The 23920-nt window shown below is 59.4% G+C and carries 24 protein-coding genes and 1 pseudogene; 13 read left to right on the top strand and 12 right to left on the bottom strand.

The window, feature by feature from the left end; translation table 11 throughout:
* Positions 1–26 precede the first annotated feature (26 nt).
* The 7 genes from ACTIEN_RS03415 to ACTIEN_RS03385 all read right to left on the bottom strand — a co-directional run bounded on the left by ACTIEN_RS03415 (position 27) and on the right by ACTIEN_RS03385 (position 6341).
* Positions 27–470 (bottom strand): MaoC family dehydratase, encoded by a 444-nt coding sequence (locus ACTIEN_RS03415; RefSeq protein ID WP_439521707.1) that lies wholly within the window; start codon positions 468–470, stop codon positions 27–29.
* Between the two features lie 104 nt (positions 471–574).
* Complete coding sequence (locus tag ACTIEN_RS03410; protein ID WP_439521706.1) at positions 575–1447, bottom strand: TIGR01459 family HAD-type hydrolase; 873 nt, start codon at positions 1445–1447, stop codon at positions 575–577.
* Positions 1448–1525: 78 nt separating this feature from the next.
* Positions 1526–1807, bottom strand: a complete 282-nt coding sequence (locus ACTIEN_RS03405) for a DUF1294 domain-containing protein (RefSeq protein WP_439521705.1) — start codon at positions 1805–1807, stop codon at positions 1526–1528.
* A gap of 59 nt (positions 1808–1866) precedes the next feature.
* Positions 1867–2787 carry a manganese-dependent inorganic pyrophosphatase gene (locus tag ACTIEN_RS03400; protein ID WP_439521704.1) on the bottom strand — a complete coding sequence of 307 codons (921 nt, stop codon included), beginning with the start codon at positions 2785–2787 and terminating at the stop codon, positions 1867–1869.
* Positions 2788–2936: 149 nt separating this feature from the next.
* Positions 2937–4571, bottom strand: coding sequence for a capsule biosynthesis protein (locus tag ACTIEN_RS03395; RefSeq protein WP_439521703.1), 1635 nt, complete (start codon positions 4569–4571; stop codon positions 2937–2939).
* Positions 4549–5208 (bottom strand): ABC transporter ATP-binding protein, encoded by a 660-nt coding sequence (locus ACTIEN_RS03390; protein ID WP_439521702.1) that lies wholly within the window; start codon positions 5206–5208, stop codon positions 4549–4551. Before ACTIEN_RS03390 ends, ACTIEN_RS03395 begins: the two co-directional genes overlap by 23 nt.
* Positions 5209–5324: 116 nt before the next feature.
* The gene (locus tag ACTIEN_RS03385) at positions 5325–6341 is read right to left on the bottom strand and encodes a sulfotransferase family 2 domain-containing protein (protein ID WP_439521701.1); all 1017 of its coding nucleotides are present in this window, start codon (positions 6339–6341) and stop codon (positions 5325–5327) included.
* Between the two features lie 591 nt (positions 6342–6932).
* On the opposite strand from ACTIEN_RS03385, the gene ACTIEN_RS03380 reads away from it, so the two are divergent.
* The 5 genes and pseudogenes from ACTIEN_RS03380 (at position 6933) to ACTIEN_RS03360 (ending at position 12538) form a co-directional block, all read left to right on the top strand.
* On the top strand, positions 6933–8039 hold the full coding sequence (locus ACTIEN_RS03380; protein ID WP_439521816.1) for an ABC transporter ATP-binding protein: 1107 nt from the start codon (positions 6933–6935) through the stop codon (positions 8037–8039).
* A 112-nt stretch (positions 8040–8151) separates the two neighbouring features.
* On the top strand, positions 8152–9264 hold the full coding sequence (locus ACTIEN_RS03375) for an extracellular solute-binding protein (RefSeq protein WP_439521700.1): 1113 nt from the start codon (positions 8152–8154) through the stop codon (positions 9262–9264).
* Positions 9265–9355: 91 nt separating this feature from the next.
* Positions 9356–9643, top strand: a complete 288-nt coding sequence (locus tag ACTIEN_RS03370; protein ID WP_439521699.1) for a DUF1330 domain-containing protein — start codon at positions 9356–9358, stop codon at positions 9641–9643.
* A gap of 3 nt (positions 9644–9646) precedes the next feature.
* Positions 9647–11344, top strand: a pseudogene (locus ACTIEN_RS03365) (ABC transporter permease).
* Positions 11345–11347: 3 nt separating this feature from the next.
* Positions 11348–12538 carry an ABC transporter permease gene (locus ACTIEN_RS03360; RefSeq protein WP_439521698.1) on the top strand — a complete coding sequence of 397 codons (1191 nt, stop codon included), beginning with the start codon at positions 11348–11350 and terminating at the stop codon, positions 12536–12538.
* A gap of 122 nt (positions 12539–12660) precedes the next feature.
* Here ACTIEN_RS03360 and ACTIEN_RS03355 read toward each other — a convergent pair whose 3' ends face one another.
* Positions 12661–13530: a branched-chain amino acid aminotransferase gene (locus tag ACTIEN_RS03355; RefSeq protein WP_439521697.1), complete on the bottom strand. Its 870-nt coding sequence runs from the start codon at positions 13528–13530 to the stop codon at positions 12661–12663.
* A gap of 160 nt (positions 13531–13690) precedes the next feature.
* Between ACTIEN_RS03355 and ACTIEN_RS03350 the strand changes: the two genes are divergently transcribed.
* From ACTIEN_RS03350 to dxs, 6 genes are read left to right on the top strand one after another with little or no spacing between them, the layout of a single operon-like run.
* A complete protein-coding gene (locus ACTIEN_RS03350) occupies positions 13691–14200 on the top strand; it encodes a MarR family winged helix-turn-helix transcriptional regulator (RefSeq protein ID WP_439521696.1) in 510 nt (169 codons plus the stop codon).
* Between the two features lies 1 nt (position 14201).
* Entirely contained in the window at positions 14202–14903 is a 702-nt protein-coding gene (locus ACTIEN_RS03345; RefSeq protein ID WP_439521695.1) for a response regulator, read from the top strand.
* Between the two features lie 48 nt (positions 14904–14951).
* Positions 14952–15878, top strand: a complete 927-nt coding sequence (locus tag ACTIEN_RS03340) for a histone deacetylase family protein (RefSeq protein ID WP_439521694.1) — start codon at positions 14952–14954, stop codon at positions 15876–15878.
* Positions 15875–16117 carry an exodeoxyribonuclease VII small subunit gene (locus tag ACTIEN_RS03335; RefSeq protein ID WP_439521693.1) on the top strand — a complete coding sequence of 81 codons (243 nt, stop codon included), beginning with the start codon at positions 15875–15877 and terminating at the stop codon, positions 16115–16117. Before ACTIEN_RS03340 ends, ACTIEN_RS03335 begins: the two co-directional genes overlap by 4 nt.
* A gap of 9 nt (positions 16118–16126) precedes the next feature.
* Positions 16127–16996 (top strand): polyprenyl synthetase family protein, encoded by an 870-nt coding sequence (locus ACTIEN_RS03330; RefSeq protein WP_439521692.1) that lies wholly within the window; start codon positions 16127–16129, stop codon positions 16994–16996.
* Positions 16997–17017: 21 nt separating this feature from the next.
* Positions 17018–18943, top strand: a complete 1926-nt coding sequence (dxs, locus tag ACTIEN_RS03325) for a 1-deoxy-D-xylulose-5-phosphate synthase (protein WP_439521691.1) — start codon at positions 17018–17020, stop codon at positions 18941–18943.
* Here dxs and ACTIEN_RS03320 read toward each other — a convergent pair.
* The 4 genes from ACTIEN_RS03320 to ACTIEN_RS03305 form a co-directional block, all read right to left on the bottom strand.
* Positions 18940–19572: an exopolysaccharide biosynthesis protein gene (locus tag ACTIEN_RS03320; protein ID WP_439521690.1), complete on the bottom strand. Its 633-nt coding sequence runs from the start codon at positions 19570–19572 to the stop codon at positions 18940–18942. The two genes, dxs and ACTIEN_RS03320, sit on opposite strands and share 4 nt — an antisense overlap.
* Positions 19569–20432, bottom strand: a complete 864-nt coding sequence (locus ACTIEN_RS03315) for an SDR family oxidoreductase (protein ID WP_439521689.1) — start codon at positions 20430–20432, stop codon at positions 19569–19571. Before ACTIEN_RS03315 ends, ACTIEN_RS03320 begins: the two co-directional genes overlap by 4 nt.
* A 70-nt stretch (positions 20433–20502) precedes the next feature.
* A complete protein-coding gene (locus ACTIEN_RS03310) occupies positions 20503–21258 on the bottom strand; it encodes a class II aldolase and adducin N-terminal domain-containing protein (RefSeq protein WP_439521688.1) in 756 nt (251 codons plus the stop codon).
* Positions 21259–21416: 158 nt separating this feature from the next.
* Complete coding sequence (locus ACTIEN_RS03305; protein WP_439521687.1) at positions 21417–21836, bottom strand: glyoxalase; 420 nt, start codon at positions 21834–21836, stop codon at positions 21417–21419.
* A gap of 101 nt (positions 21837–21937) precedes the next feature.
* On the opposite strand from ACTIEN_RS03305, the gene ACTIEN_RS03300 reads away from it, so the two are divergent.
* The gene (locus ACTIEN_RS03300; protein WP_439521686.1) at positions 21938–23422 is read left to right on the top strand and encodes an AMP nucleosidase; all 1485 of its coding nucleotides are present in this window, start codon (positions 21938–21940) and stop codon (positions 23420–23422) included.
* Between the two features lie 184 nt (positions 23423–23606).
* Positions 23607–23894, top strand: a complete 288-nt coding sequence (locus ACTIEN_RS03295) for an HU family DNA-binding protein (protein ID WP_439521685.1) — start codon at positions 23607–23609, stop codon at positions 23892–23894.
* The last annotated feature ends 26 nt before the right edge of the window (positions 23895–23920 follow it).

Raw genomic sequence — 23920 nt, 5'->3', positions numbered from 1 at the left:
TCGACGCATCCGCGCCCGTGGCAGGGTCAGTCGAACTTGCGCGATGGGGCAAGCACCTTGGCCTCGCCGATCAGCACCTTCTTGCCATCGACCGAGCAATGACAATCCAGCGTCACCCGCCGTTTGGCGATGTCGATATCGACCACCTTGACCTCGGCATAGACCATGTCGCCGGGGCGCACGGGGGCCAGGAACTTGAGCGTCTGGCCCATGTAGACCGTGCCATGACCGGGAAGCTGTTCGCCGATGACGGCCGAGATCAGTCCTGCGGTCAGCATCCCGTGGGCGATACGGCCCTCGAAGATGGTGTCCTGCGCGTAATCGTCGTCAAGGTGAACCGGGTTCCGGTCGGTGGAGATCTGCGCGAACATCTCGATATCCTGATCCGTCACCTCTTTGCGCAGGTGACGCGACATGCCCATCTCGATGTCTTCAATGCAGATCGTTCCGCGCGGCAGGTTGTCCAACATTTTGCACTCCACTCTCGGGCGGCAAGGTAATAAAAAACCAAGTCAGATGCCCAATGTGGTAACTTTATTACTTTGCAGGCGCAGAAAGGCAAGCAAAATCTGCGTCAGCGCAGTTGGCCAATGGTATAGGTCGGGGACGCTTTTTCCTTTGCAAGATAGGCGTTTAGCGCCTCCGGGTCGGGCTGATGCGACGTTTTTGTTTCCGACGCCGCCAATCCGCCGGAGATGAAAAGGGAATCGATGTCTTCGCCCATGGCGCCGTCGATGTCGGTGTGGACCCCGTCGCCGATGGCCAGAATGCGGGTCGGATCGACATCAACCCCAAGCGCCGCAATGCGGCGGCGGGCCAGATCGTAGATCGGCGGATGAGGTTTTCCGAAATAGAGGCTTTCGCCCCCCATCTCGGTATAAAGCGCCGCGAGAGCACCGGCGCACCATTCGCGGGTTTCACCGCGATCGACCACGATATCGGGGTTGGCGCAGAGCAGTTTCAGGCCCTTCTGCTTGGCATAGAGAAACTGCGGCCGGTTCACGGATGGGTCGGCAAAGGGATCGAACGGACCACAGCAGATGATGCCTTCGGCGTCTTCCAGTTCGACGCGCTGAATGGTGACCGGATCGACGATCAGCTCCATCGGGGCAAAGAACGTCTCATCGAAAGGCTGTCCCATGAACCAGACCTTTTCACCCACCGCGCCCCGGAACATCGCCGCGCGGGCGCTGTCGCCGCTGGTGGCGATGCTGTCATGGCAGTCGTCCGGCACGTTCAGGCGAACAAGCTGCCTTGCGACCTCGTGGCGCGAACGGGGGGCATTGGTCAGCAGGACAACCGTGCCGCCGCCCTGCTTGAATCCGCGCAGCGCCGCAACCGCCTCTTCATGCGCGGTGACGCCGTTGTGGACGCAGCCCCAGAGATCGACGAGCAACACGTCATAGCGGTTGGCGATGTCGGCGAGGGAAGTGATGATCTGGGTCATGGGGCACCTGGTTGACACTGTTTGTGCAACATATCGCCTGAACCGGGGACGATTGCCAGACGAGGCCGGCAAACTTCGTCACTGGTAGGCGACCATGGGAAGCTTATCAAAAAGATGGGTTTCATGCGCCCATGCGATGGCCAACAGGAGCCACAGCACCGGTATTGCATTCAACATCGTCCGAAAGGGCTCTTTGCGCGTCTTGTGTCGGAAGCGCCGTTGCGCCGCTTTTGCGCCAAGCCATCCGCCGAAGAACGCGAGTGTCAGCAACGTCGTTTCGGAAATACGCCATTCACCCTGGATGGCGCGTTCCTTGTCGATGCGAAACATCATGAAGGCGAGGCCGTTGACGAAAGCCATGACCCCGCATCCAAGGATCGCCCATGAGATCATGGGTGACATCGTCATCTGAGAGTTGTTCAGAGTTTGAGGTTCGGGATGATCTGCTTTTTGCGGCTTACGACACCTGGCAGGACAACGGTGTCGCCAGACACTGTTGCGCCAAAGCTTTTCTCGGCCAGGGATTTGACCAGATCGTTGGGGACCAGCAGGGTGGCTTCTTCGTTCAGAATGTCGACGACGAAGAGGATCACCTGATCGACGCCGTCTTCGGTCGCCACGTCCGGCATGGTGGCCATCAGGCTGTCCTTGCGATCAAGCACGGTCTTGGGCGACGTGGTCTCAAGGACGGAAACGCGGAATTTTGTGCCTTCGACCGGGTATTCCTTGCTGTCCATGCGCAGCAGTTCGGCGTCGGAAAAGGCCGAGACATCGGATTTGGCGGCGAACATGTCGGCGGCAAAGTCAGGGATCGACACGCCAAGATCGTCTGCCAATGCGTGCGCGATGGCGGTGTCTTCCTGCGTCGTGGTGGGCGAGCGGAATTCCAGCGTGTCGGACAGGATGCAGGACAGCATCGCGCCCTTGAGGGCCTTGGGGGCCTGGGCAAGATCGTCACCGATCATCTTCCACATGATTGTCGCAGTGCAGGCAACGGGTTCGATGCGGATGTCGATGGGCCCCTTGGTTTCCAGACCGCCAACCAGCTTGTGATGGTCGATGATGGCGCGGATGTCGGCGCTGTTGATCGCAGCGGGCAGTTCGGCGGGATTGTTGGTGTCGACGATGACAACGGCCTGATCGGCGTCCACGTTCGAGATGATCTCGGGTTTGTCGAGGCCCCAATGCTTGAGCACAAAGGCGGCTTCGGTGTTGGGTTCACCGAGGAGCACAGGCTTTGCGTCTTCGCCCTTGATCTGGTTGAGGTACCACGCCCAGATGATCGGGCTTCCGGTGCTGTCTGTGTCGGGGGATTTGTGTCCGAAAACGAGGGTTGTCATTGGGGGCCTCTGCTCTGCCAAAATCAAGTCGCGCGCCGTATAGGGCGCGCGATCCGGGTTGTCACCTGTGGCAGTTTGCACCCGGTGGAGGGGGTGGGGGCGAAAACGCGCGGGCGTGTTTGCGGCGGAGCTTCCTGCTGGGCCTTGCGCTAGTTGGCGACCTGTTCACGCAGGATCGAGCCGGTGAGCGAGATCAGCAGGTAGATCCCCGAGAAGATCAGGAAGGTCAGCAACGTGTTCTCGAACGCGCGTGGATAGCTTGGGTCCTGCGAGGCCAGCGGATAGACCGAGGTGGTCAGATACCGCGCCTGGCTGTCGGCGTCGCGGCGTGCCTGGTCGAGCCGTTCAAGGGCCGCGGCCAGCATCATGTCGCGGGTTGCCAGATCGGCCTCGGCCAACTGGATTTGCACGGCGGTTTCCGCGAGCGACCCGGCGCCTTCGCTTTCGGCGGTCATTTCGGCGGTGATTTGTGCCTTGAGCGCGTTGAGACGGCGGATGTCGGCCTCGGTTCCTTCGACGCGGCTTCGATTGGGGCGGGCGTTGTCCATCAGGGCCTGAAGTTGCAGGTTCTTTTCCTGAAGCTGTGTTTCCACGGTTTCGATGCGGGCCTGAAGTGATCCGATGCGGGCACGCGGGTCAAGAACAGCACTGTCCTGTTGCAGGCGCACCAGCTTTTCCTGTGCGACACGGCGGGCCTGTTCGGCGTCGTCCAGACCAAGCTGGGCGTCCTTCACGGCGTTTTCGCGTTTGCGGGCCGACAGGTTGTCCACCCGTTCCTCGGCATAGCCGATCAGCGCGGTCGAGAAATCAGAGGCCACCTGCGGGTTGGCGGCCGCCACTTCCATGCGGATCACGCCTTCTGTCGGATCATAGCCGATCTGAACGTATTTCTTGTAAAGCTTGAACATATCCTCGGACGTTGCGTCGGCATCGAGACGACGCAACGGATCAAGATCCGGCTGCGAAAAATGGGCCTTGAACCCTTCGTCTGCGTCAAGCCGCAGCATCGCATCCTTGGATGTCAGATAGCTTTGAACCGCAATCGCGTCCTGATTGGTGGCAAATTGGGTGCCGGACAACAGACCCCCCATGGCGCCGCCGCCGGTTTCGGCCTTGAGGATCAGGAATTCGGATTTGGACGCGTACATCGGTGTCGCAATGTTGAAAAAGTACCAGCCCGCGATGAGCGTCGGCAGCAGAACAAAGGCGGCGAGGCGGGCAAACAGCATCCGCATCCGGCGTCTGCGACGGCGGGCCATGTCCTTTTGAATGACCATGATTTCCTGCGCGCGCCGCTCTGCCGGGCTTCGATTGTCGGTGGCGGGCAGGTTCTGGGTGTTCGGTCGGACCGATTGGGGAAGCTGTGGCTGTACCGCAAGCGGTTCCGCGCCGGGAGTTGCCTTGGGTTTGGCTTGCGGGGCCACCTGTGCCGTCAATGCGTCGGGGACCATCAGATCAAGCGCGTTTTCGCGTTGGAACGGGTCGATTCCCTTGAGACGCAGAAGATACACGGCCTCAAAATCGGAAGACGGATCTAGCCCGTGTTTTTGTGCGATGCGCCGGGCCATGCGCAGTTGCCGCCCGGTCAGACCTTCGTCGCGAATGGCCGCGACAGCCTGTTCGACGCCGCCAGTTGCCGGGCGCTGAATGCGCGGTTGCTGCATTTCGGACGCCATCTGTGCCGACGATGTCGCGCTGTGCCCTGCCGCGACCATCTGGCCGGTGCCCGGAGTGGGTTCGCTGCGACGGATGCGGAAGCGTTTAGCCTTGGGTTTCGTAGTCATAGAGCTGTTTCGCTTCTTCCAAGGTGTCAAACATATGCAGCTGGCCATCCATGAGGACGCCCGCCTTGCTGGCAAAACGTGCCAGCGTCTCGGGTTGGTGAGACACGATTATCATTGTTGTGGTGCGCAACCGTTCCGCCAGGATATCCCCGGCCTTGCGATTGAATTCCACGTCGGTGTAGGTCGGCATCCCCTCGTCCACGAGGTAAATGTCGAAATCGAGCGCCAGCATAAGCGCAAAGGTGAACCGGGCGCGCATGCCTGAAGAGTAGGTGCCCAAGGGCTGATCGAAGTATTCGCCCAGATCACAAAGCCAGCGACAGTAGGCTTCGACGTAATCGGGGTCGATTCCGTAAAGCCGCGCAATGAAGCGCGAGTTCTCCATCGCGGTGTGTTTTGGAACAACACCACCCATGAAACCCAGAGGGAAAGACACGCGACTGGTCTTGCGAATTTCGCCCTCGTCGGGTTTCTCCAGACCCGCCATCATCTTGATCAGGGTCGTCTTGCCGGTGCCGTTGGGCGCAAGAATGCCAAGCGATTCACCCAGTTCGACACGAAAGGAGGCCCGGTCCAGGATCACCTTGCGGTGCGACCCGGTCCAGAACGACTTGCTGACGTTGTCGAATTCCAGCATCGAAACCCCAATTCACATCCGCACAGGAATTGCACGGTATGGTTTCCAAAGGGTTTAGAGGTCGAGTTTGACTGGATTGTGGCCAATCCATAGCAAAATACTGGTATTGTCTCTTGTCAGGAGATCGCGTCTTGCACCTGCGTTTTCCTGATCTGGCGGTAGATCGACAGGTCCGCCGCATAGTATTCGCTGAGCCGTGCATGCAGGGACTCATCTAAAAAGCTTTCAATGCTCAGGGAATGCGCGTTCGGCAGGTCTTCGGGAAGCAGATCGACGGCAGTTTTCAGGTAGGTCAATTTCCGGTCCGTGCTTCTGGACATATTGATGTGTGGAAGATCAATATCCGTGCCAACATGGTCCTTGAGATCGACCGATAGCTGATCAAGCGCTTTGACATCATACATGTGCGTGAGCGGAACATGCCCCATGTAGAAGGTCTGCGGTTGCCAGTGGCTGTTGAGATCCTTGGGGTTTCTTGACAGGATGAACTCTGAAAACTCGCGGAAGGTTATGCCATGCGCGAAATCCTCGGGGGTCGGATCGGCCGTGCCGAAAACCGTCTTGATGACCTCTCGACAGGTCGCCCACTGTTCCGGGTTCTTGCGGTTGTTCACGAATTTTTCGACATAGGCACTGACGAGGCGGTCCATGGGATCCCGAAAGATCATGAAGCGCATCCAGTCCGGCGACGCAAAGGCGGCGCGCAGGTCGGCTTCGGTGCGATCCTTGAACTGAAGCCCGGTATTCTGTTTGTCCAAGGTGAAATGGATGTCCTGTCCGGGTTCCAGAGTGAGCCCCCCAAGGTTTGCGACAAGACGCTTGGTTGAAGAGCAGGCGTTCTTTGCAATCGGCAAATACATCAGTTTCAGCTGATCGACGATCATGGCCTGTGCGGTCGGGGACCACCTGAGCGATTGGCTGATGAACGGTGGTGCGGATGGTGAACTCTTGGGAAAACGCGCCTTGAACGGTTCTGCGGGTGGACCGGGCATTTCAATGGGATCTTCGGGCGGAACGATCTCGATGGCTGCGGCTTTGATCGGCGGGATCAGTGTATCACCCGTGTCGACATCGCTGACGGACAGGGTTGGAAAAACGCTGTCGCGCAATCTGCCAAGGATCACTTTTACCATATTTGAGCCTCTTAATAGATCACCTGAGCGATTTTGAATGTAGTCGCCTAAAAAAGACGCTTAGCTGCACCGCAGGTCAAGTGCGAAGCGGCAAATGAGGTCCTGTCACGTTTTTGCCCGTTCCGGCGTGGCGGCGGTTCGCGCAGGCGCTTCTAGGGTGTGGTGCTGATCCGAAAGCCGAAACCGCACCACAATGACCCGTTTTCGGCCCGCTGAGACATGGTCCTGATGTGCCCGAATCTTGTCCGGGTTTAAGCCCGGGTTTCACGTCAGCAAAAAGTCGCTTTCGCACAGTTTTCATGTCGCGAATCGGCCATCAGTTCGTTTCAGCGCGTAATTCTGCGCACTGGAGAACGGCGTTTTTGCGGGGCATTTGGGGAAGACTCGTCAAAGAGACCCCGCGTATTTGACCTGAGAAAAGCCATCACGCGGGCGGATTTCCTGACTTTTCGCCCGAGAACTGCACAAATTTCCTGCAGGTGGGGTTTCTCACGCAAAACATGGGCAACCGTGTTGCAAAGCTGAACGCAACGCTATTTATTCCTAGCATACAAACGGAAGCAATCCGTGAATAGAACAGGGAGTTCGCTTTTGCCCGACTCGTCGCACAATGACGCGTTCGTCGCTTTCGAACGAGTGCAAAAAAGCTACGACGGCCTACAGCTTGTCGTGAAAGACCTTAACCTGACGATGCCCAAGGGTGAGTTTCTGACGATGCTCGGACCCTCGGGATCAGGTAAGACCACCTGCCTTATGATGCTGGCCGGGTTCGAAACCGCGACCCATGGCGACATTCGGCTGGATGGCAAACCCATCAACAACATCCCGCCGCACAAGCGCGGGATTGGCATGGTGTTTCAGAATTATGCGCTGTTCCCGCATATGACCATCTCGGAGAACCTCAGTTTTCCGCTTGAGGTGCGCAAGATCGGCAAGTCCGACCGCGAAGCCAAGGTGATGCGGGCGCTGGATATGGTCGAGATGGGCGCCTTTGGGGGCCGTCGACCGGCGCAGCTTTCGGGTGGTCAGCAGCAGCGGATCGCTTTGGCGCGTGCGTTGGTGTTTGAACCAGAGCTGGTTCTGATGGACGAACCGCTGGGCGCGCTCGACAAGCAGCTGCGCGAAAAGATGCAGTTCGAGATCACCGATCTGGCGCACCGTCTGGGCATCACCGTGGTCTATGTGACCCACGACCAGACCGAGGCGTTGACCATGTCGGACCGGGTTGCCGTGTTCGACGATGGCCGCATTCAGCAGCTTGCCCCGCCAGACGAGCTTTACGAGAAGCCGCAGAACAGTTTCGTGGCGCAGTTCATCGGCGAGAACAACACGCTGGAAGGCGTCGTCCGCGAGATCAAGGGAAACACCTGCGTTGTCCAGCTGGATGATGGCGGATTGATTGATGCTGTTCCGGTCAACGTCAGCAAGGTCGGGGAACGCACGCGCGTGTCGATCCGGCCTGAACGGGTCGAGATCAACAAGGATCGTCTTCAGGAAGGCGCGCACACGCTCAAGGCGGAAGTGCTCGAATTCGTGTATATGGGCGATATCTTCCGGACGCGTCTCAGCGTGGCGGGCAATGACGAGTTTGTCATCAAGACGAGAAACGCACCTGACCAGGTGCGGCTCGAACCTGGGACGCAGATCGAAATCGGGTGGTTGCCCGATGACTGTCGCGCGCTTGACGCGTCCAACTAAGTTTAATTGTCGCGGGGCCGTCTCATGAGGCCCTGTGTCATTATAGGCGTTGGTTGGTCGGCCCGACAACCAGCTCCATGTTTCATAAACGGGTCGAAACGGGAGAATATTAATGAAACTGTCTAAAACACTTTTGGCGACCAGCGCACTCACCGTTGCAGCCGTGGGTGCGTCCGCTCAGGACATGGCGGACAGCATGACGCTTGTCAGTTGGGGTGGTGCGTACCAGAACAGCCAGCAACAGGCTTACGTTCAACCTTATCTGGAAATGCACCCCGAGGTGTCTGCGTCCTGGGACGAAAGCTCGAACGAGGCCGTGGCGAAACTGCGCGCCATGAACGAAGCGGGCAACGTGACCTGGGATCTGGTTGACGTTGTCGCCGCCGATGCCATCCGTCTGTGCGACGAAGGCCTGGCGATGGAAGTGGATCACGACGAGATCCTTGCTGCGGCGCCCGATGGCACCTCTGCCACCGACGATTTCGGTGACCTGATCGTGTCTGACTGCTTTATCCCTCAGATCGCCTACTCGACCACGTTCGGATATCGCACCGACATGGTGCCGGAAGGTGCCGAGGCGCCGAATGATATCTGCGACGTGTTCGATCTGGAAACCTATCCGGGCAAGCGGTCGCTGGAACAGCGTCCGATCAACAACATGGAATGGGCACTGCTCTGCGACGGTGTGGCCAAGGAAGACGTCTACGACGTTCTGGAAACCGACGAAGGTCAGGACCAGGCGCTTGCCAAGCTTGGCACCATCAAGGACGACGTGATCTGGTGGTCTGCCGGTGCGGACACGCCGCAGCTTCTGGCGGATGGCGAAATCTTCATGGGCTCGACCTATAACGGCCGTCTGTTCAGCGTGATCGAAGAGCAGGATCAGCCGGTTGCGATGATGTGGGACGCGCAGGTGTTCGACCTTGACGGTTGGATCATTCCTGCCGATCTGCCCGAGGATCGTCTGGCACGCGTGCTTGATTTCCTCAATTTTGCGACTGACACGCAGCGTCTGGCGGATCAGGCAGCTTACATCTCTTACGGTCCGGCGCGCGTAAGCTCTGCACCGCTTGTGGGGGATCACGCCGAGCTGGGTATTCCGATGGGTCCGCACATGCCGACCAACCCGGAAAACGCGCAGAACACCTTTGTCTACAACTACGAGTTCTGGGCTGACTATCGCGACGACATCGACGCGAAGTTCCAGGCTTGGTTGGCGCAATAAGCCCGAAACGGGTTCGGGGTGGGCCAAACGGCCCATCCTGACACGACAGGGATGGGCAGCGCTGCCCATCCTGCACCAAAAGGACAGCAGAATGCCCAAAGGCTATATCATCGGCCACATCACGGTGAACGACCCCGAAGCCTACAAGGAATACATCGAGCGCGACACGCCGATCCTTGAAAGCTTTGGAGCAAGATTCATCGTAAGGGGCGGGCAGTCCGAAACGGTGGAAGGCGACACCCAAACCCGCCATGTTGTTATTGAATTCGATGATTTCGAAACCGCGAAGCGCGCGTATCACGATCCTGCCTACCAAGAGGTCGCGGACATACGCCGTCGCACCGCAACAAGCACAATCATTCTAGTCGAGGGCACCTGATCCATGACGGACGCAGCAACCGAACCTGACAAGATCACAGGGCCGACGCCCGACAACGCGCTGCGCGCGGCGGACAAGGCAGATGACGGTCCGGTCCTCGCGGCGGATGGCACTCCGCTCAAACGATCTTTGAACAAGGCGCTGCGGGCGCAGAAACTGCGGGCGCTGGCCTTGATCGCGCCGCTTTTGATCTTTGTGCTGGTCAGCTTTATCGCGCCCATCGGGGACATGCTGTTCCGGTCGGTCGAAAACCAGATCGTCGGCGATACGCTGCCGCGCACGGTCATGGCGCTGGACGATTACGATGCCAGCTCTGGCTAGGTGCCCGGAGACGAGGTGTTCGAAGCGGCCTATTACGATGTGTTCTACGCCGCAGAGCGCAAGCTGCACACCCGTCTTGGGTCGCGTCTGAATTACGAACAGACAGGCGCATCGTCGATGTTCCGCAAATCCGGCCGTGGCATTGATGACATCGGCGAGGTGTATCAGGGTCAGTTCGAAGATCTCAACAGCGATTGGGACGAAGCGCGACCCTGGGCCGACCTGATGGGCGATCCCGACTGGATTGCTGCGCAAGAAGCTTGGGATGGCGAAAGTGACATGCCGCAATTCGAGTTGCGCTCGGACATTGCCGAACTGCTGCCGCGGACCGCCGAATCCTACGAGATTTTTGCCCGCTACATGCAATCCGAGGAAGGTGACAACCCGCTCGAGGAAGAGCCCTGGAGCGTGGTTCACACCGCGCTTTATCAAGACCTCTCCGCAGGTGACGTGTCAGGATATTCCGGCCCGCGCGCGGACATGCTGCGGGCGGCAAAGGCTTTGGTCGACAGCCCGGATTTCGAAACCATCGCATTCCGTGACGGCTTTGAAGCGATTGACGAAGACTGGGTTGCGCCGGAAATCTGGCAGACCATCAAGACATACAGCCCGTCCTACACATCGGGATATTTTCTGAATTCTGTTGACATGCAGAAGTCGGCCGATGGTCCGGAACTGCGCGACGAAGACGAACGCATTTACGGCCTTCTTTTCCAACGCACGATGTTCATGAGTATGGTCATCACGATCAGCTGTATCCTGCTGGGCTATCCTGTGTCCTATCTGCTGTCGAACCTGCCCGCCAGCAAAGCCAACTTGCTGATGATCCTTGTGCTGTTGCCCTTCTGGACATCGCTTCTGGTGCGAACCTCGGCGTGGAAGGTGATGCTGCAACAGCAGGGGGTGATAAACGACGTCCTTGTCTGGCTGGGCATGGTCGCCGATGATGGCCGATTGGTGATGATCAACAACCAGTTCGGCACGATTGTCGCCATGACACACATCCTGCTGCCCTTCATGATCCTGCCGATGTATTCCGTGATGTCGACGATCCCGCACACCTATGTGCGCGCGGCCAAGTCGCTGGGAGCCACCAACTGGACAACCTTCTGGCGGGTCTATTTCCCGCAATCCGTGCCGGGCATCGGTGCGGGGTCGATCCTCGTCTTCATCCTGTCGATCGGCTATTACATCACGCCGGAAATCGTTGGGGGCACGTCGGGTATCTTCATCTCGAACCGGATCGCCTATCACATCTCGAGCTCGCTCAACTGGGGTCTTGCGGCCGCATTGGGGTCCATCCTGCTGGTGGTGGTTCTGCTGCTCTACTGGGCGTATGACCGGATCGTCGGCATCGACAACGTGAAACTGGGGGGCTGAGCCATGTCGGAAGCCATTCTCACACCAATCGAGAAAAAGCCCATCGGGTTCACAGCAGGTGTGCTTGCCGCCGCCGGTGCCTTTGCGGGGCTGTTCATCGGAACCGCGCAGGGATCTGGGCTCATGGGCATCATCGTGGGGGCCGTGCTGATGGCAGCCCTTGCGTTTGCTGCAATGCAGGTTCTTGGCAAAGACCTGGAAAAGCCGCTGCGCTGGGGGCTGATCGCGCTGGGCGCGGTGGCGGGGTTCCTGTTCAGCGGTTTGCCCGGATTTATTCTGGGTGGGCTGTTCGGCTGGTTCTTCGGCTGGTTCATCTATTGGGTCGGCATGGGGCGGTATCGCGCGCATCTGGTGCCGTACCTGACCGGGGGACAGGTGCTGTGGCATTATTCGTTCCGGGTGATCTGTGGCGCGATCTTTGTCTTTCTGATCACGCCGATCATCGTGGTGATGCCGCTGTCGTTCAACGCGCAGAACTTCTTTACCTTCACGCCGGAAATGCTGCGTTTCGACCCTGCGGGATATTCGCTGAAGCACTACCGCGACTTCCTGACCAACCCGGAATGGACCAGTGCGGTGAAGAATTCGCTGATGGTGGCCCCTGTGGCGACGATTATCTCGGTGTCGCTTGGCACACTGGCAGCAATCGGTCTGAGCCAGAGCCACGTTCCCGGCAAACGCGCGATCATGGCGATCCTGATTTCGCCGATGATCGTGCCGCTGATCATCTCGGCGACCGGCATGTATTTCTTCTATTCCAAGATCGGCCTCGTGGGCACCTATTGGGGGATCGTCCTGGCGCACGCGGTGCTGGGCATTCCCTTTGTCATCATCACCGTGACGGCGACGCTGGTCGGCTTTGACAAATCGCTGACGCGGGCCGCGGCGAATATGGGGGCAAACCCGGTAACGACCTTCTTCAAGGTACAGATGCCGTTGATCCTGCCGGGGGTGATTTCCGGTGGTCTGTTTGCCTTTATCACCTCGTTTGACGAAGTGGTTGTGGTGCTGTTCATCGGGTCGGCCGAATTGCAGACGCTGCCATGGCAGATGTTCACCGGTCTGCGCGAGCAGATTTCACCGACCATTCTGGCGGCGGCGACGATTCTTGTGGGCATTTCGATCTGTCTTCTGACTACGGTCGAGATTTTGCGGCGGCGTTCCGAAAAGCTCCGGGGCATGTCGCCGGGATAAGGGCGCAAGCGTTCTCGAAAACGCTTGCAAGAGACTTCGAAGTCTCTTGGCACCGAAAATGAAAAAGGCCCTGCATCATCGCGATGCAAGGCCTTTTTTGATTCGTCGCGAAACCTACCCGATCAGAGGCGGACCAGCTTTTCGTAGCTTTCCGAGATGTCGCGGGTCAGGGCCCCAACCTCGAACGTGTAATCACCGATCTGTCCAACCGGTGTCACCTCGGCGGCGGTTCCTGTCAGCCAGCACTGCTCGAAGCCTTCAAGCTCTTCCGGCATGATGTGACGTTCATGCACCGTGATGCCACGCTCTTTCAGCATGCCGATGACCGTCTGGCGGGTGATTCCGTTGAGGAAGCAATCGGGGTCGGGTGTGTGGACTTCGCCATCCTTGACGAAGAAGATGTTGGCACCCGTCGCTTCGGCAACGTAGCCACGATAGTCGAACATCATCGCGTCGGAACAGCCTTTGGCCTCGGCGGTGTGTTTGGACATGGTGCAGATCATGTAAAGACCAGCGGCCTTGGCGTGGCTGGGGATTGTTTCGGGCGACGGGCGTTTCCATTTGGAGATGTCGAGCTTTGCGCCTTTCATCTTGGCGTCGCCGTAATAGGCACCCCATTCCCAGGTTGCGATCGCCATGCGGACCGGGTTGCGCGCCGAGGCGACGCCCATGTCTTCGCCGACACCGCGCCAGGCCACCGCGCGCACATAGGCGTCGGGTTTGCCGTTGGCTTCCAGCACCGCCGCCTTGGCCGCCTCGATTTCATCGACCGTGTAGGGGATTTCGAAGTCGATCATTTCCGCCGACCGCTTGAGCCGTTCCGAATGTTGGCGCGACTTGAAAATCTTGCCGTTATAGGCGCGCTCTCCTTCGAAAACCGAGCTTGCATAGTGCATTGCATGGGTCAGAATATGGACATTGGCCTCGCGCCAGTCGATCATCTGGCCATCCATCCAGATCTTTCCATCGCGGTCATCATACGTTCCGGCCATTTCCATTCTCCTCGCCCGGATTTCCAAAAATTGCGCAAATTAGGTCCGCATCGGACATATTGTTGCGCCAAAACTGAGATTCGCTACCATTTGATCCTTGGAATGTCAACAAGACTGACATAAATTGACGCCCAACTGAAAAGACGTCCGGAGGTTCGGAATGGCAGAGGGTCAAGGCACCAGTACAATCGGCGGACAAGCCTTGCTTTATCTGACAGATGAACAGCTTCGACAGGGGATCGAGGCGATGTTTTTTGCCTATCGCGGTTTCACCGCCGATCCGGACCGCATTCTTGAAGGCATGTCTTACGGGCGCGCGCATCATCGCGCCATCCATTTCATTCACTGCGCGCCGGGAACCACGGTCAATAATCTTCTTGCCATTCTCGGGGTCACCAAGCAATCGCTGAACCGTGTGTTGCGCACCTTGATCGAAGATGGTCTTGTCGAAAGCCATGTGGGGCGGAGCGACAAGAGGGAGCGGCATTTGACGCTGACGGAGGCGGGACAGGCATTGGAGCAGCAATTGTCCGACGCCCAGCGGGTGCGGATGCGCGACGCCTATCGCAAGGCCGGACCCGAAGCGGTTGCCGGGTTCAGAACCGTTCTTGAAGCGATGATGGACGAGGACATGCGCCACGCCTATCTCGCCCTGAGAGAGGGGCGCTGAGATGGCCGATCCTGATGCGCACCTGTTGATCGTTGACGATGACGAACGCATCCGTGGGCTGTTGCAGAAATTCCTGATCCGGAACGGGTTCCTGGTGAGTGCCGCGCGCGACGCGGCCCATGCACGGCGCATATTGCTGGGGCTGGATTTCGATTTGATCGTGCTGGATGTGATGATGCCCGGCGAAGATGGCATCAGCCTGACGCGGCACATTCGGGAAAGGTCGTCCACTCCGATCCTGCTTCTGACGGCGCGGGCCGAAACCGAGGACCGGATTGCGGGGCTCGAGGCCGGGGCGGACGATTACCTGGCCAAACCCTTCGAGCCGAAAGAACTCCTGTTACGGATCAATGCGATCCTGCGCCGGATGCCGGAACTTGCGGCGGATGTCGGTTCGCCGAAATACCTGAACCTTGGGCCGATCCGGTATGACACCGAACGCGCCGAGATGTGGCGGGGTGAAGCCCTTGTCCGGCTGACCTCGACCGAGATCCAGTTGATGAAGGTCTTTGCCGCGAAACCGGGAATCGCGCTCAGTCGGACGAAACTGGTGGAAGAACTGGGCCGGGATCGCGGTCAGAGCCAGGAACGTGCGGTCGATGTGCAGATCACCCGCCTGCGCCGCAAGCTTGAGGACAATCCCAAGCAGCCGCGCTATTTGCAGACCGTGCGCGGTGCAGGGTATATGCTTGCACCTGACTGACAGGTCGGATTTGCATATTTGTAAAAAGAAGAAGCAGGGGGACGGGACATGACAACCGCGTTGATTTCACATGCCGATTGTCTGGAACATGTGACACCCGAGGGGCATCCGGAGCGTGTGGCGCGTCTGGAGCATGTGTTGCATGCCTTGCAGGGATTGGAGTTGCAGCGCGAAGGCGCGCCTTTGGTGGACGCGGCGCATCTTTTGTATGTGCATCCCCAGGCGCATCTGGATGCCATCGCGGCGGCCCAGCCGTCCGAGGGGGCTGTCCAGCTTGACGCCGACACATGGATGTCACCTGGCAGTCTGAACGCCGCGTATCGCGGGGCCGGTGCGGTGGTGCGCGCGGTGGACATGGTGCTGGACGGCGAGGTGGGGAACGCCTTTTGCGCGATCCGCCCACCTGGACATCACGCCGAAACCGCGACGCCAATGGGGTTCTGCCTGTTCGGCAATGCCGCCATCGGGGCGAAACACGCGCTTGAGGCGCATGGGCTGTTGCGTGTGGCGGTGGTCGATTTCGACGTGCATCACGGCAACGGGACACAGGATCTTTTGTGGAACGAGGCGCGCGCGCTGACCATCACCAGCCAGCAGATGCCGCTGTGGCCTGGCTCTGGCGATCCAACAGAGCGGGGGGCGCATGACAACGTCCTGAACATCCCGCTGCCGCCGCGATCTGGCGGGGCCGAGATGCGGGCCGCCTATGAGGCGCAGGTGTTTCCACGATTGCGGGCGTTCAAACCAGAATTGATCCTCATCTCTGCCGGGTTCGATGCACATCAGGATGATCCCCTGGCGGAACTGCAATGGTCGACCGAGGATTTCCGCTGGTTGACCAAGGAGCTCTGCGCATTGGCGGCAGAGCTGTGTGAGGGGCGGGTCGTCTCGACACTTGAGGGCGGGTATGATTTGTCTGCGCTTGCGATCAGTGCGCGCGCGCATGTGGAAGAACTGATGGAGGCCGCGTCATGAGCGACACACCGGTAGACGAGATGAGCTTCGAGGCCGCGATGGCCGAGCTTGAGAACGTGGTGGGCCAATTGGAGCGTGGCGATGTGGCGCTGGAGGAATCCATTGCCTTGTACGAACGCGGGGCGGCCTTGAAAAAGCGCTGTGAGGCCAAGCTGAACGAAGCGCAGGAAAAGGTCGCCGCGATCACGCTGGATGCGGATGGCAAACCAACCGGGACAGCCCCGTTCGATCCTGAGTGAGGCCAGCCCATGTTCGCTGATGCCCTGCGCCGCGATGCTGACCGGATCGGAGCGCATCTGGTTCATGTTCTGGGGGACGCGTCGGATTTGCCTGTCCATCAGGGCATGCGCTATGCGGTGTCCGGTGGCAAACGCCTGCGCGGGTTTCTGGTGATGGAAAGCGCGCGGTTGTTCGCGATCCCCGAAGAGCAGTCGATCTGGCCAGCGGCGGCGATCGAAGCGATCCATGCCTACAGTCTGGTGCATGATGATCTGCCCTGCATGGATGACGATGATCTGCGGCGGGGGCTGCCGACGGTGCATCGAAAGTGGGATGATGGTGTCGCGGTTCTGGTTGGGGATGCGCTGCAGACATTCGGATTCGAACTGGTGCTTGATCCGGGCTGCCATCCGGATGCGGCAGTGCGTGCAGACTTGTCGCTGAGCCTTGCGCGTGCCTCTGGCCGCGCCGGGATGGTGTTGGGGCAGGCGCTTGATATTGCGGCAGAAAAAGCAGATTCACCGCTGCGCCTTGATCAGATCACGGCGCTCCAGGCGGGCAAGACGGGGGCGTTGATCGTGTGGTCGGCAGAGGCGGGCGCGCGCCTTGCGAAAGTCGATCCCAAGCCCTTGACGGATTACGCAACCGCGCTTGGTCTGGCGTTTCAGATTGCCGATGACATTCTGGATGTCGAAGGCGATGAAACCACCGTAGGCAAGGCGGTTGGCAAAGACGCGGACCGCGGAAAGGCCACCTTTGTGTCCTTGCTGGGTCTGGACGGCGCAAAACAACGTGCAGCGGAACTGGTCGAGGCGGCCTGTGATGCCTTGTCACCCTATGGAAACAGGGCGCAAACCTTGAATGATGCCGCGCAGTTCGTTATCTCGCGCGACACCTGATGCGACCCGGAGGCGCGGTACATGTCCCACACTACAGACACTCCGCTTCTGGACACTGTCTCTTCACCAGCTGATTTGAAACGGTTTTCGGACGCGCAACTTGAACAATTGGCAGGCGAGCTGCGCCGTGACACGATTGCGGCTGTGTCCCGGACTGGCGGACATCTGGGCGCAGGGCTTGGTGTGATAGAGCTGACCGTGGCACTGCATTCGATTTTCGACACGCCGCGCGACAAGATCATCTGGGACGTGTCGCATCAGTGTTATCCCCACAAGATCCTGACCGGGCGGCGCGACCGCATGGGCACGCTGCGTCAGGAAAAGGGGCTGTCGGGTTTCACCAAGCGGTCGGAATCGCCTTACGATCCGTTTGGCGCCGCGCACAGTTCGACGTCGATTTCCGCCGCATTGGGCTTTGCCGTGGCGCGGGATCTGGGCGGGAATTGCGACACCGGTCATGGTGATGCGATTGCGGTGATCGGAGATGGCGCGATGAGCGCGGGCATGGCGTATGAGGCGATGAACAACGCCGGCCATCTCAAGAAACGGCTGATCGTCATTCTGAATGACAACGAGATGAGCATTGCGCCGCCTGTTGGCGCGATGTCATCCTACCTGTCGCAGCTTTATGCCGGTGCGCCGTTTCAGGACTTCAAGGCCGCTGCCAAAGGCGCGGTGAGCCTTTTGCCCGGTCCGTTCCGCGAAGGGGCGAAGCGGGCAAAAGACATGCTCAAGGGGATGGCCATTGGCGGGACACTGTTCGAGGCGCTGGGCTTTTCCTATGTCGGTCCGATTGACGGGCATGATCTGGACCAGTTGTTGCCGGTTTTGCGCACCGTCAAGGACCGTGCAGACGGGCCGATCCTGATCCATGTGGTGACCAAGAAGGGCAAGGGCTATGCGCCGGCCGAGGAATCCGCCGATCGGGGCCATGCGCGCGCCAAGTTCGACGTGGTGACCGGCGAACAGAAAAAAGCGCCGTCAAACGCGCCCAGCTACACCAAGGTGTTTGCCGATGCGCTGATGCGGGAAGCGGCGGACGATCCGATGATCTGCGCGGTGACGGCGGCGATGCCGGATGGCACCGGGCTTGACCTTTTTGCCGAACGCTACCCGTCGCGCACCTTCGACGTGGGGATCGCGGAACAGCACGGCGTGACGTTTTGTGCGGGTCTTGCGGCCGGGGGGCTGAAGCCGTTCTGCACGATCTATTCGACGTTCCTGCAACGCGGCTATGACCAGGTGGTGCATGACGTGGCGATCCAGCGCCTGCCGGTGCGTTTTGCCATCGACCGCGCGGGGCTTGTCGGCGCCGATGGCGCGACCCATGCGGGCAGCTATGACGTTGCCTACCTCGCCAACCTGCCGGGGTTTGTTGTCATGGCGGCGGCGGACGAGGCAGAGTTGAAGCACATGGTTGCAACCGCTGTGGCGCATAATGACGGGCCCATCGCCTTTCGCTATCCACGCGGTGAAGGGCAGGGCGTCGAGATGCCGGAACGCGGCGAAATTTTACCAATCGGTAAAGGACGCATGATCCGCGAAGGCAGCAAGGTTGCGCTTCTGTCCTTTGGCACCCGGTTGGGCGAGGTGATGACCGCCTGTGAGGCGCTTGAGGCCAAGGGAATCAGCCCGACCGTCGCGGATGCCCGTTTTGCCAAGCCACTGGACCGGGAGTTGATCCTGAAGCTGGCCGCGGACCACGAGGCGCTGATCACCATCGAAGAAGGCGCGATAGGTGGTTTCGGCAGCCATGTGGCGCAATTGCTGGCCGAGGAAGAGGTGTTCGACCGTGGGCTGAAATACCGGTCCATGGTTCTGCCGGATGTCTTTATTGATCAGGCAAGCCCTGCGGCCATGTACGATGTGGCGGGGCTCAATTCGGAACATATCGTGCAGAAGGTGCTGGATGTGATGAACGTGGCGTCGATTGGAAGGCGAGCCTAGAGCAAGCCGCCGATCAAGGCTGCCACAACAGCAAGAGACAGTCCCAGAACCGAATACCCTCCGATCAGGACAAACCCGTCACGCACCATGAGCGCGAAGGCCACAAGCGCCACGCCACCCGCGCTGACGGATGTGAACATCGGCACGATTTCCAGAAACGGCCACGTCACCGCGACGATCATCACCGCCAGAATGGCGATCCGGTCCAGAGGCGGCCCCGAGAGAAAACGCAGCCTGTCGCGGCTGTTCCGGTCAAGCCAGGCAGCCGGTTTGCGCAGGTATTGAACCGCGCGGGACAACTGATGCCCGTTCAACCTGCGATTGGCCAGAATTCCTGGCAGCCACAGGTGCTTGCGTCCGAAGAACGCCTGTGTGGCGATGGTCAGGATCACCAGCCCGCCAATTGTCGGCATCAGCGGGATGATCGACAGCGGCGACACAAGGATCAAAGACGGCACCAGCAAAGCAGCGCCAAAAGAGCGCGCGCCAACCCGGTCGAGCATCGCCTGAATGGTCAGGCCGTCATGCGCATCGCGGTTTTGCGGGTCTGCACCGGTAACCGACTGGTCTGGGTCAAGCGCATCAAGAAGGCTGGTCAGCGATCTTGGTGCGGATGGGTCGGCTGTCACCGTCTGGCCTTTTCTGCGGCCAGGACTGCAGCGAGACCAGCCTTGTAATCGGGATATTTCAGAGTGACACCCAGATCGGATTTGATTCGGTCGTTTCGAACGCGTTTGCTTTCGGAATAGAAACTTCGCGCCATTGGTGACATTTCAGCCTCGTCAAAGGCCATTTCCGGGGGTGCCGCAACGCCAAGAAGCGTGGCAGCATGTGCAATCACATCCTGTGGCGGGGCCGGATCGTCATCGCAGAGGTTGTACACCGTTCCCGGTTTGGGATGTGTCATCGACGCTTCGAGAACCTGCGCAATGTCTTCGACATGGATGCGGCTGAAGACCTGACCCGGTTTGATGATCCTGCGCGCTGTGCCGTCGCGGACCTTTGCGAACGGGCCGCGCCCCGGACCATAGATGCCCGCCAGACGGAAGATATGAAGGGGCAGGTCGGGAATGGACGCCCACGCGGCTTCTGCGCTGACCCGGCGTCTGCCGCGTTCGGTCGCCGGAGTCAGCGGTGCGCTTTCATCGACCCAATCGCCATGTGCATCGCCATACACCCCGGTTGTGGACAGGTAGCCGACCCATGTCAGACGGCCGGCCAGCGCGGTGATGTCCGCTTTCATCAAGGAAAGTGCGGGATCACCCGTTTCGGTTGGCCCTGCCGACACCAGGACATGGCTGGCGTTTTCCAGCCATGGGAGGATCGCCTCACGGTCCCAAAGCAGGGGCGTGATGCCCTGCGCATGAAGTTCCTCGAACCGGTCCGTATCACGGGTGGTTCCGGCGATACGCCACCCATGCGGCAGCAAGCGCCTGGCAAGGTATGCCGCGCTGTAACCGTGGCCGAGGGAGAGCAAAGTCTTTTCCATAATGCGAACGTGGTTCTATAATCTTGAATTACAAGCAGCGGACCAAAAAGGGTCACCACATGACCAACGCTCAGGCAGCGTAATCGGATCCCTCGGCGTCCAAAATAGTTTTGAGCTCAGAAAGATGGCGCGCATCCTGCTCTGGGTAGCCTTCCAGTTCACGGGCAGTTTTTTCGGCCACTTCGTCGGACAGCACCTTGAGCGGCTGGCCGGTTTGCAACGCCCGGATATAGGTCTCGGCGGCGCGTTCAAAGTAATAGAGCCGATTGAACGTGTCCGCCACGCTGTCGCCAATCACCATGACGCCGTGATTGCCCATGATCATGACCTTTTGTTTTGGATCGGTGAACAACTGGGCACAGCGTTCGCCCTCTTCCTCGAAGGCCAACCCGCCATAATGGGTGTCGATCACAGTGCGATTGAAGAAGGTCGCGCAGTTCTGGTCGATCGGAGGCAGGCTCGGGTCTTGCAGACAGGCCAGAACAGTGGCGTGGATCGAATGCACATGCATCGCGCAGCGCGCATGCGGGCAGTGCCGGTGCAACCCGCCATGCAGCCCCCAAGCCGTCGGGTCCGGGGCGTTCGGGCCGTTGAGCGTGTCCGGATCATTGGCATCCACGACAAGCAGGTCGCTGGCCTTGATGCGGGCAAAGTGCATCTGGTTGGGATTCATCAGGAACCGCGTCCCGTCATCATTGATCGACAGGCTGAAATGATTGGCCACGCCTTCGTGCATGTTCAGACGCGCGGTCCACCGAAATGCTGCCGCCAGATCGACGCGTTCCTGCCAATGGTCCATGTTTCGGGCGAGATGGGTGACGGTCATATAAAGCTCCTGTTGTTGCGCATAAAGCAAGCTGTCCAGAGGTCAGAGTCAAGGCGTGAGTGACATCGGCTGTTGCAGACCTGACGCCCCGTCGTGGAGGCGCTGTTGGCGTTTGAGGATCGAGGCATCCCAAATTGCGCGTGCTGTCTGGAGGAGCGTCAGAGCGGGCGGGACGGCACCCACGCATAGCCGTCGGCACACAGCAGGGTGCATTCGCGCAGGCCATGCGGCTTGTCGGCGGGTGGGTGCAACACGGCAAAGCCAGCTTTTCTGGCCAGATCATGCGCTGTGTCCGGGTCGGTGTCGTACAGCCGGATTTCAAGACCAGCGCCGCGCGGCGGGTTTTCTGGCAACAGGCCCAGCAGGGGGTTTTCACCGTAGGTTGCGTCGGCGTGCAGCTGGAACACCTGATCCCCATAGCACATGATCGCAAAGTCGTCCGAGAGGCGATGCACCGACATGGCGAACACATCCTCAAGCTGCTGCGCCATGCGCCGCACATCGCGTGTCAGCAGGTTCAAACCGATGCCACGCAGGCTCGCTCCGAAGTCTTGGGGTGAGACCGTTTCGTAATCCATCAGGCTGCAATCCCCCCGGCGCGATTGCGGCCAGCTTGATCCCGTGTCATTGACCTGTCAACCTGCACTCTAAGCAGGTGAAGACGCAAGAAAGGCAGTACATGCAGGACCGTTCGATCAATCTGGACGTTATCACTCCGGAGGCCCCCGCGCCCGAGCGGTTCGATGATCCCAAGGCAGCCGTTGATCGGCTGTGCGCGTTGTATGACCTTTCGATCCGGTTTCTGTGTGACAGCTTTCAGACCGCGATGAGACTGGGCCATCCCGGCGTGAGGTTTCGCGCCTATTATCCAGAGGTTCGGATCACCACGACAAGCTTTGCCAAGGTCGACAGTCGTCTGAGCTTTGGCCATGTGTCACATCCCGGCACCCATGCGGCGACCATCACCCGGCCTGACCTGTTCCGGCATTACCTGGAACAGCAGATCACGCTTCTGCATGAAAACCACGGTGTCCCGGTCGAGGTCGGGGTGTCCGATACACCGATGCCGGTTCACTTTGCAGTGGCGAACGACGCCACGATCACAGTGCCCCAAGAGGGTGCGGCAGAGTTTATCCTGCGCGATGTGTTCGATGTACCCGACCTTGCGACGACAAACGACGATATCGTCAACGGTGTGGCCAAACCTGCCCCGGACGGCACCGAACCGCTGGCGCCTTTCACGGCACAGCGTGTGGATTATTCGCTGGCGCGCCTGTCGCATTACACCGCGACCGATCCGCATCATTTCCAGAACCACGTTCTGTTTACCAACTACCAGTTCTATGTGGCCGAGTTCGAGGCCTATGCCCGCGCCCAGCTTGCCAATCCGGACAGCGGGTACACGAGTTTTGTCAGCACCGGAAATGCCGAGATTTCAGAGGCGGACGCGCCATTGCCCGTGGTCGAAAAGATGCCCCAGATGCCGACCTATCACCTGAAACGCAAAGGTGGGGCCGGGATCACGCTGGTCAATATCGGGGTCGGGCCATCGAATGCGAAAACCGCAACAGATCACATTGCCGTTCTGCGTCCCCATGCATGGCTGATGGTCGGCCATTGTGCGGGTCTGCGCAATTCGCAAAGCCTTGGGGATTTCGTTCTGGCCCACGCCTATCTGCGCGAAGACCGCGTTCTGGATGATGACCTTCCGGTCTGGGTGCCGATCCCGGCGCTGGCGGAAATCCAGATCGCGCTGGAACGCGCTGTGGCGACCGAGACCCAGCTTGATGGATTTGACCTGAAGCGCATCATGCGGACAGGCACGGTGGCCAGCGTCGACAACCGCAACTGGGAACTGCGCGACCAGCGCGGACCGGTGCAGCGCCTCAGCCAAAGCCGGGCGATTGCCCTGGATATGGAAAGCGCGACGATTGCGGCCAACGGTTTCCGGTTCCGGGTGCCCTATGGCACGCTGCTTTGTGTCAGCGACAAGCCTTTGCATGGTGAATTGAAGCTGCCGGGCATGGCATCGGATTTCTACAAGACGCAGGTGTCCCGGCATCTGATGATCGGCATTCACGCCATGGAACACCTGCGGGATATGCCTCTGGAACGCATCCATAGCCGGAAATTGCGCAGCTTCGAAGAGACCGCATTTCTATAAGCGATTCTCGGTTTTCGGCTTGCAGGGGCGTATTCGTCCGGTCCTGTGGCCTGAAAGCTGTGGAAAAGCGCGGAAAATCGCGAAAAACGTAGAGTAATGGCCTACCAACCGTTGTGTTTCTCCTCAATATACGGTTAGTTTTTGCACACGAGGCCCTAGATCGGGCAGTGAAGGAGACCACGAAATGGCGAAACCAATGACCAAGACCCAGCTTGTGGCCGCTCTGGCCGAAGAAATGGGCAGCGACAAGAAAACTGCGGGCGCTGCGCTGGACGCAGTCACCGGCATCATCACCAAAGAAGTATCCGGCGGCGGCGCTGTGACACTTCCCGGCGTTGGCAAGATCTACTGCCGCGAACGTCCGGAGCGCATGGTGCGCAATCCGGCCACCGGCGAGCAGTTCAAGAAAGAAGCCGACAAGGTGGTCAAGATGACCATTGCGAAGGCGCTGAAGGACAGCGTCAACGGCTGATCCGACTTTCGGACTTACCTGAAAGG

Source organism: Marivita sp., from assembly GCF_051859345.1.
Classification (GTDB): Bacteria; Pseudomonadota; Alphaproteobacteria; order Rhodobacterales; family Rhodobacteraceae; genus Marivita.
Note: the sequence above shows the minus strand (reverse complement) of the source record. Positions and strands in the feature narration are given on the sequence as shown.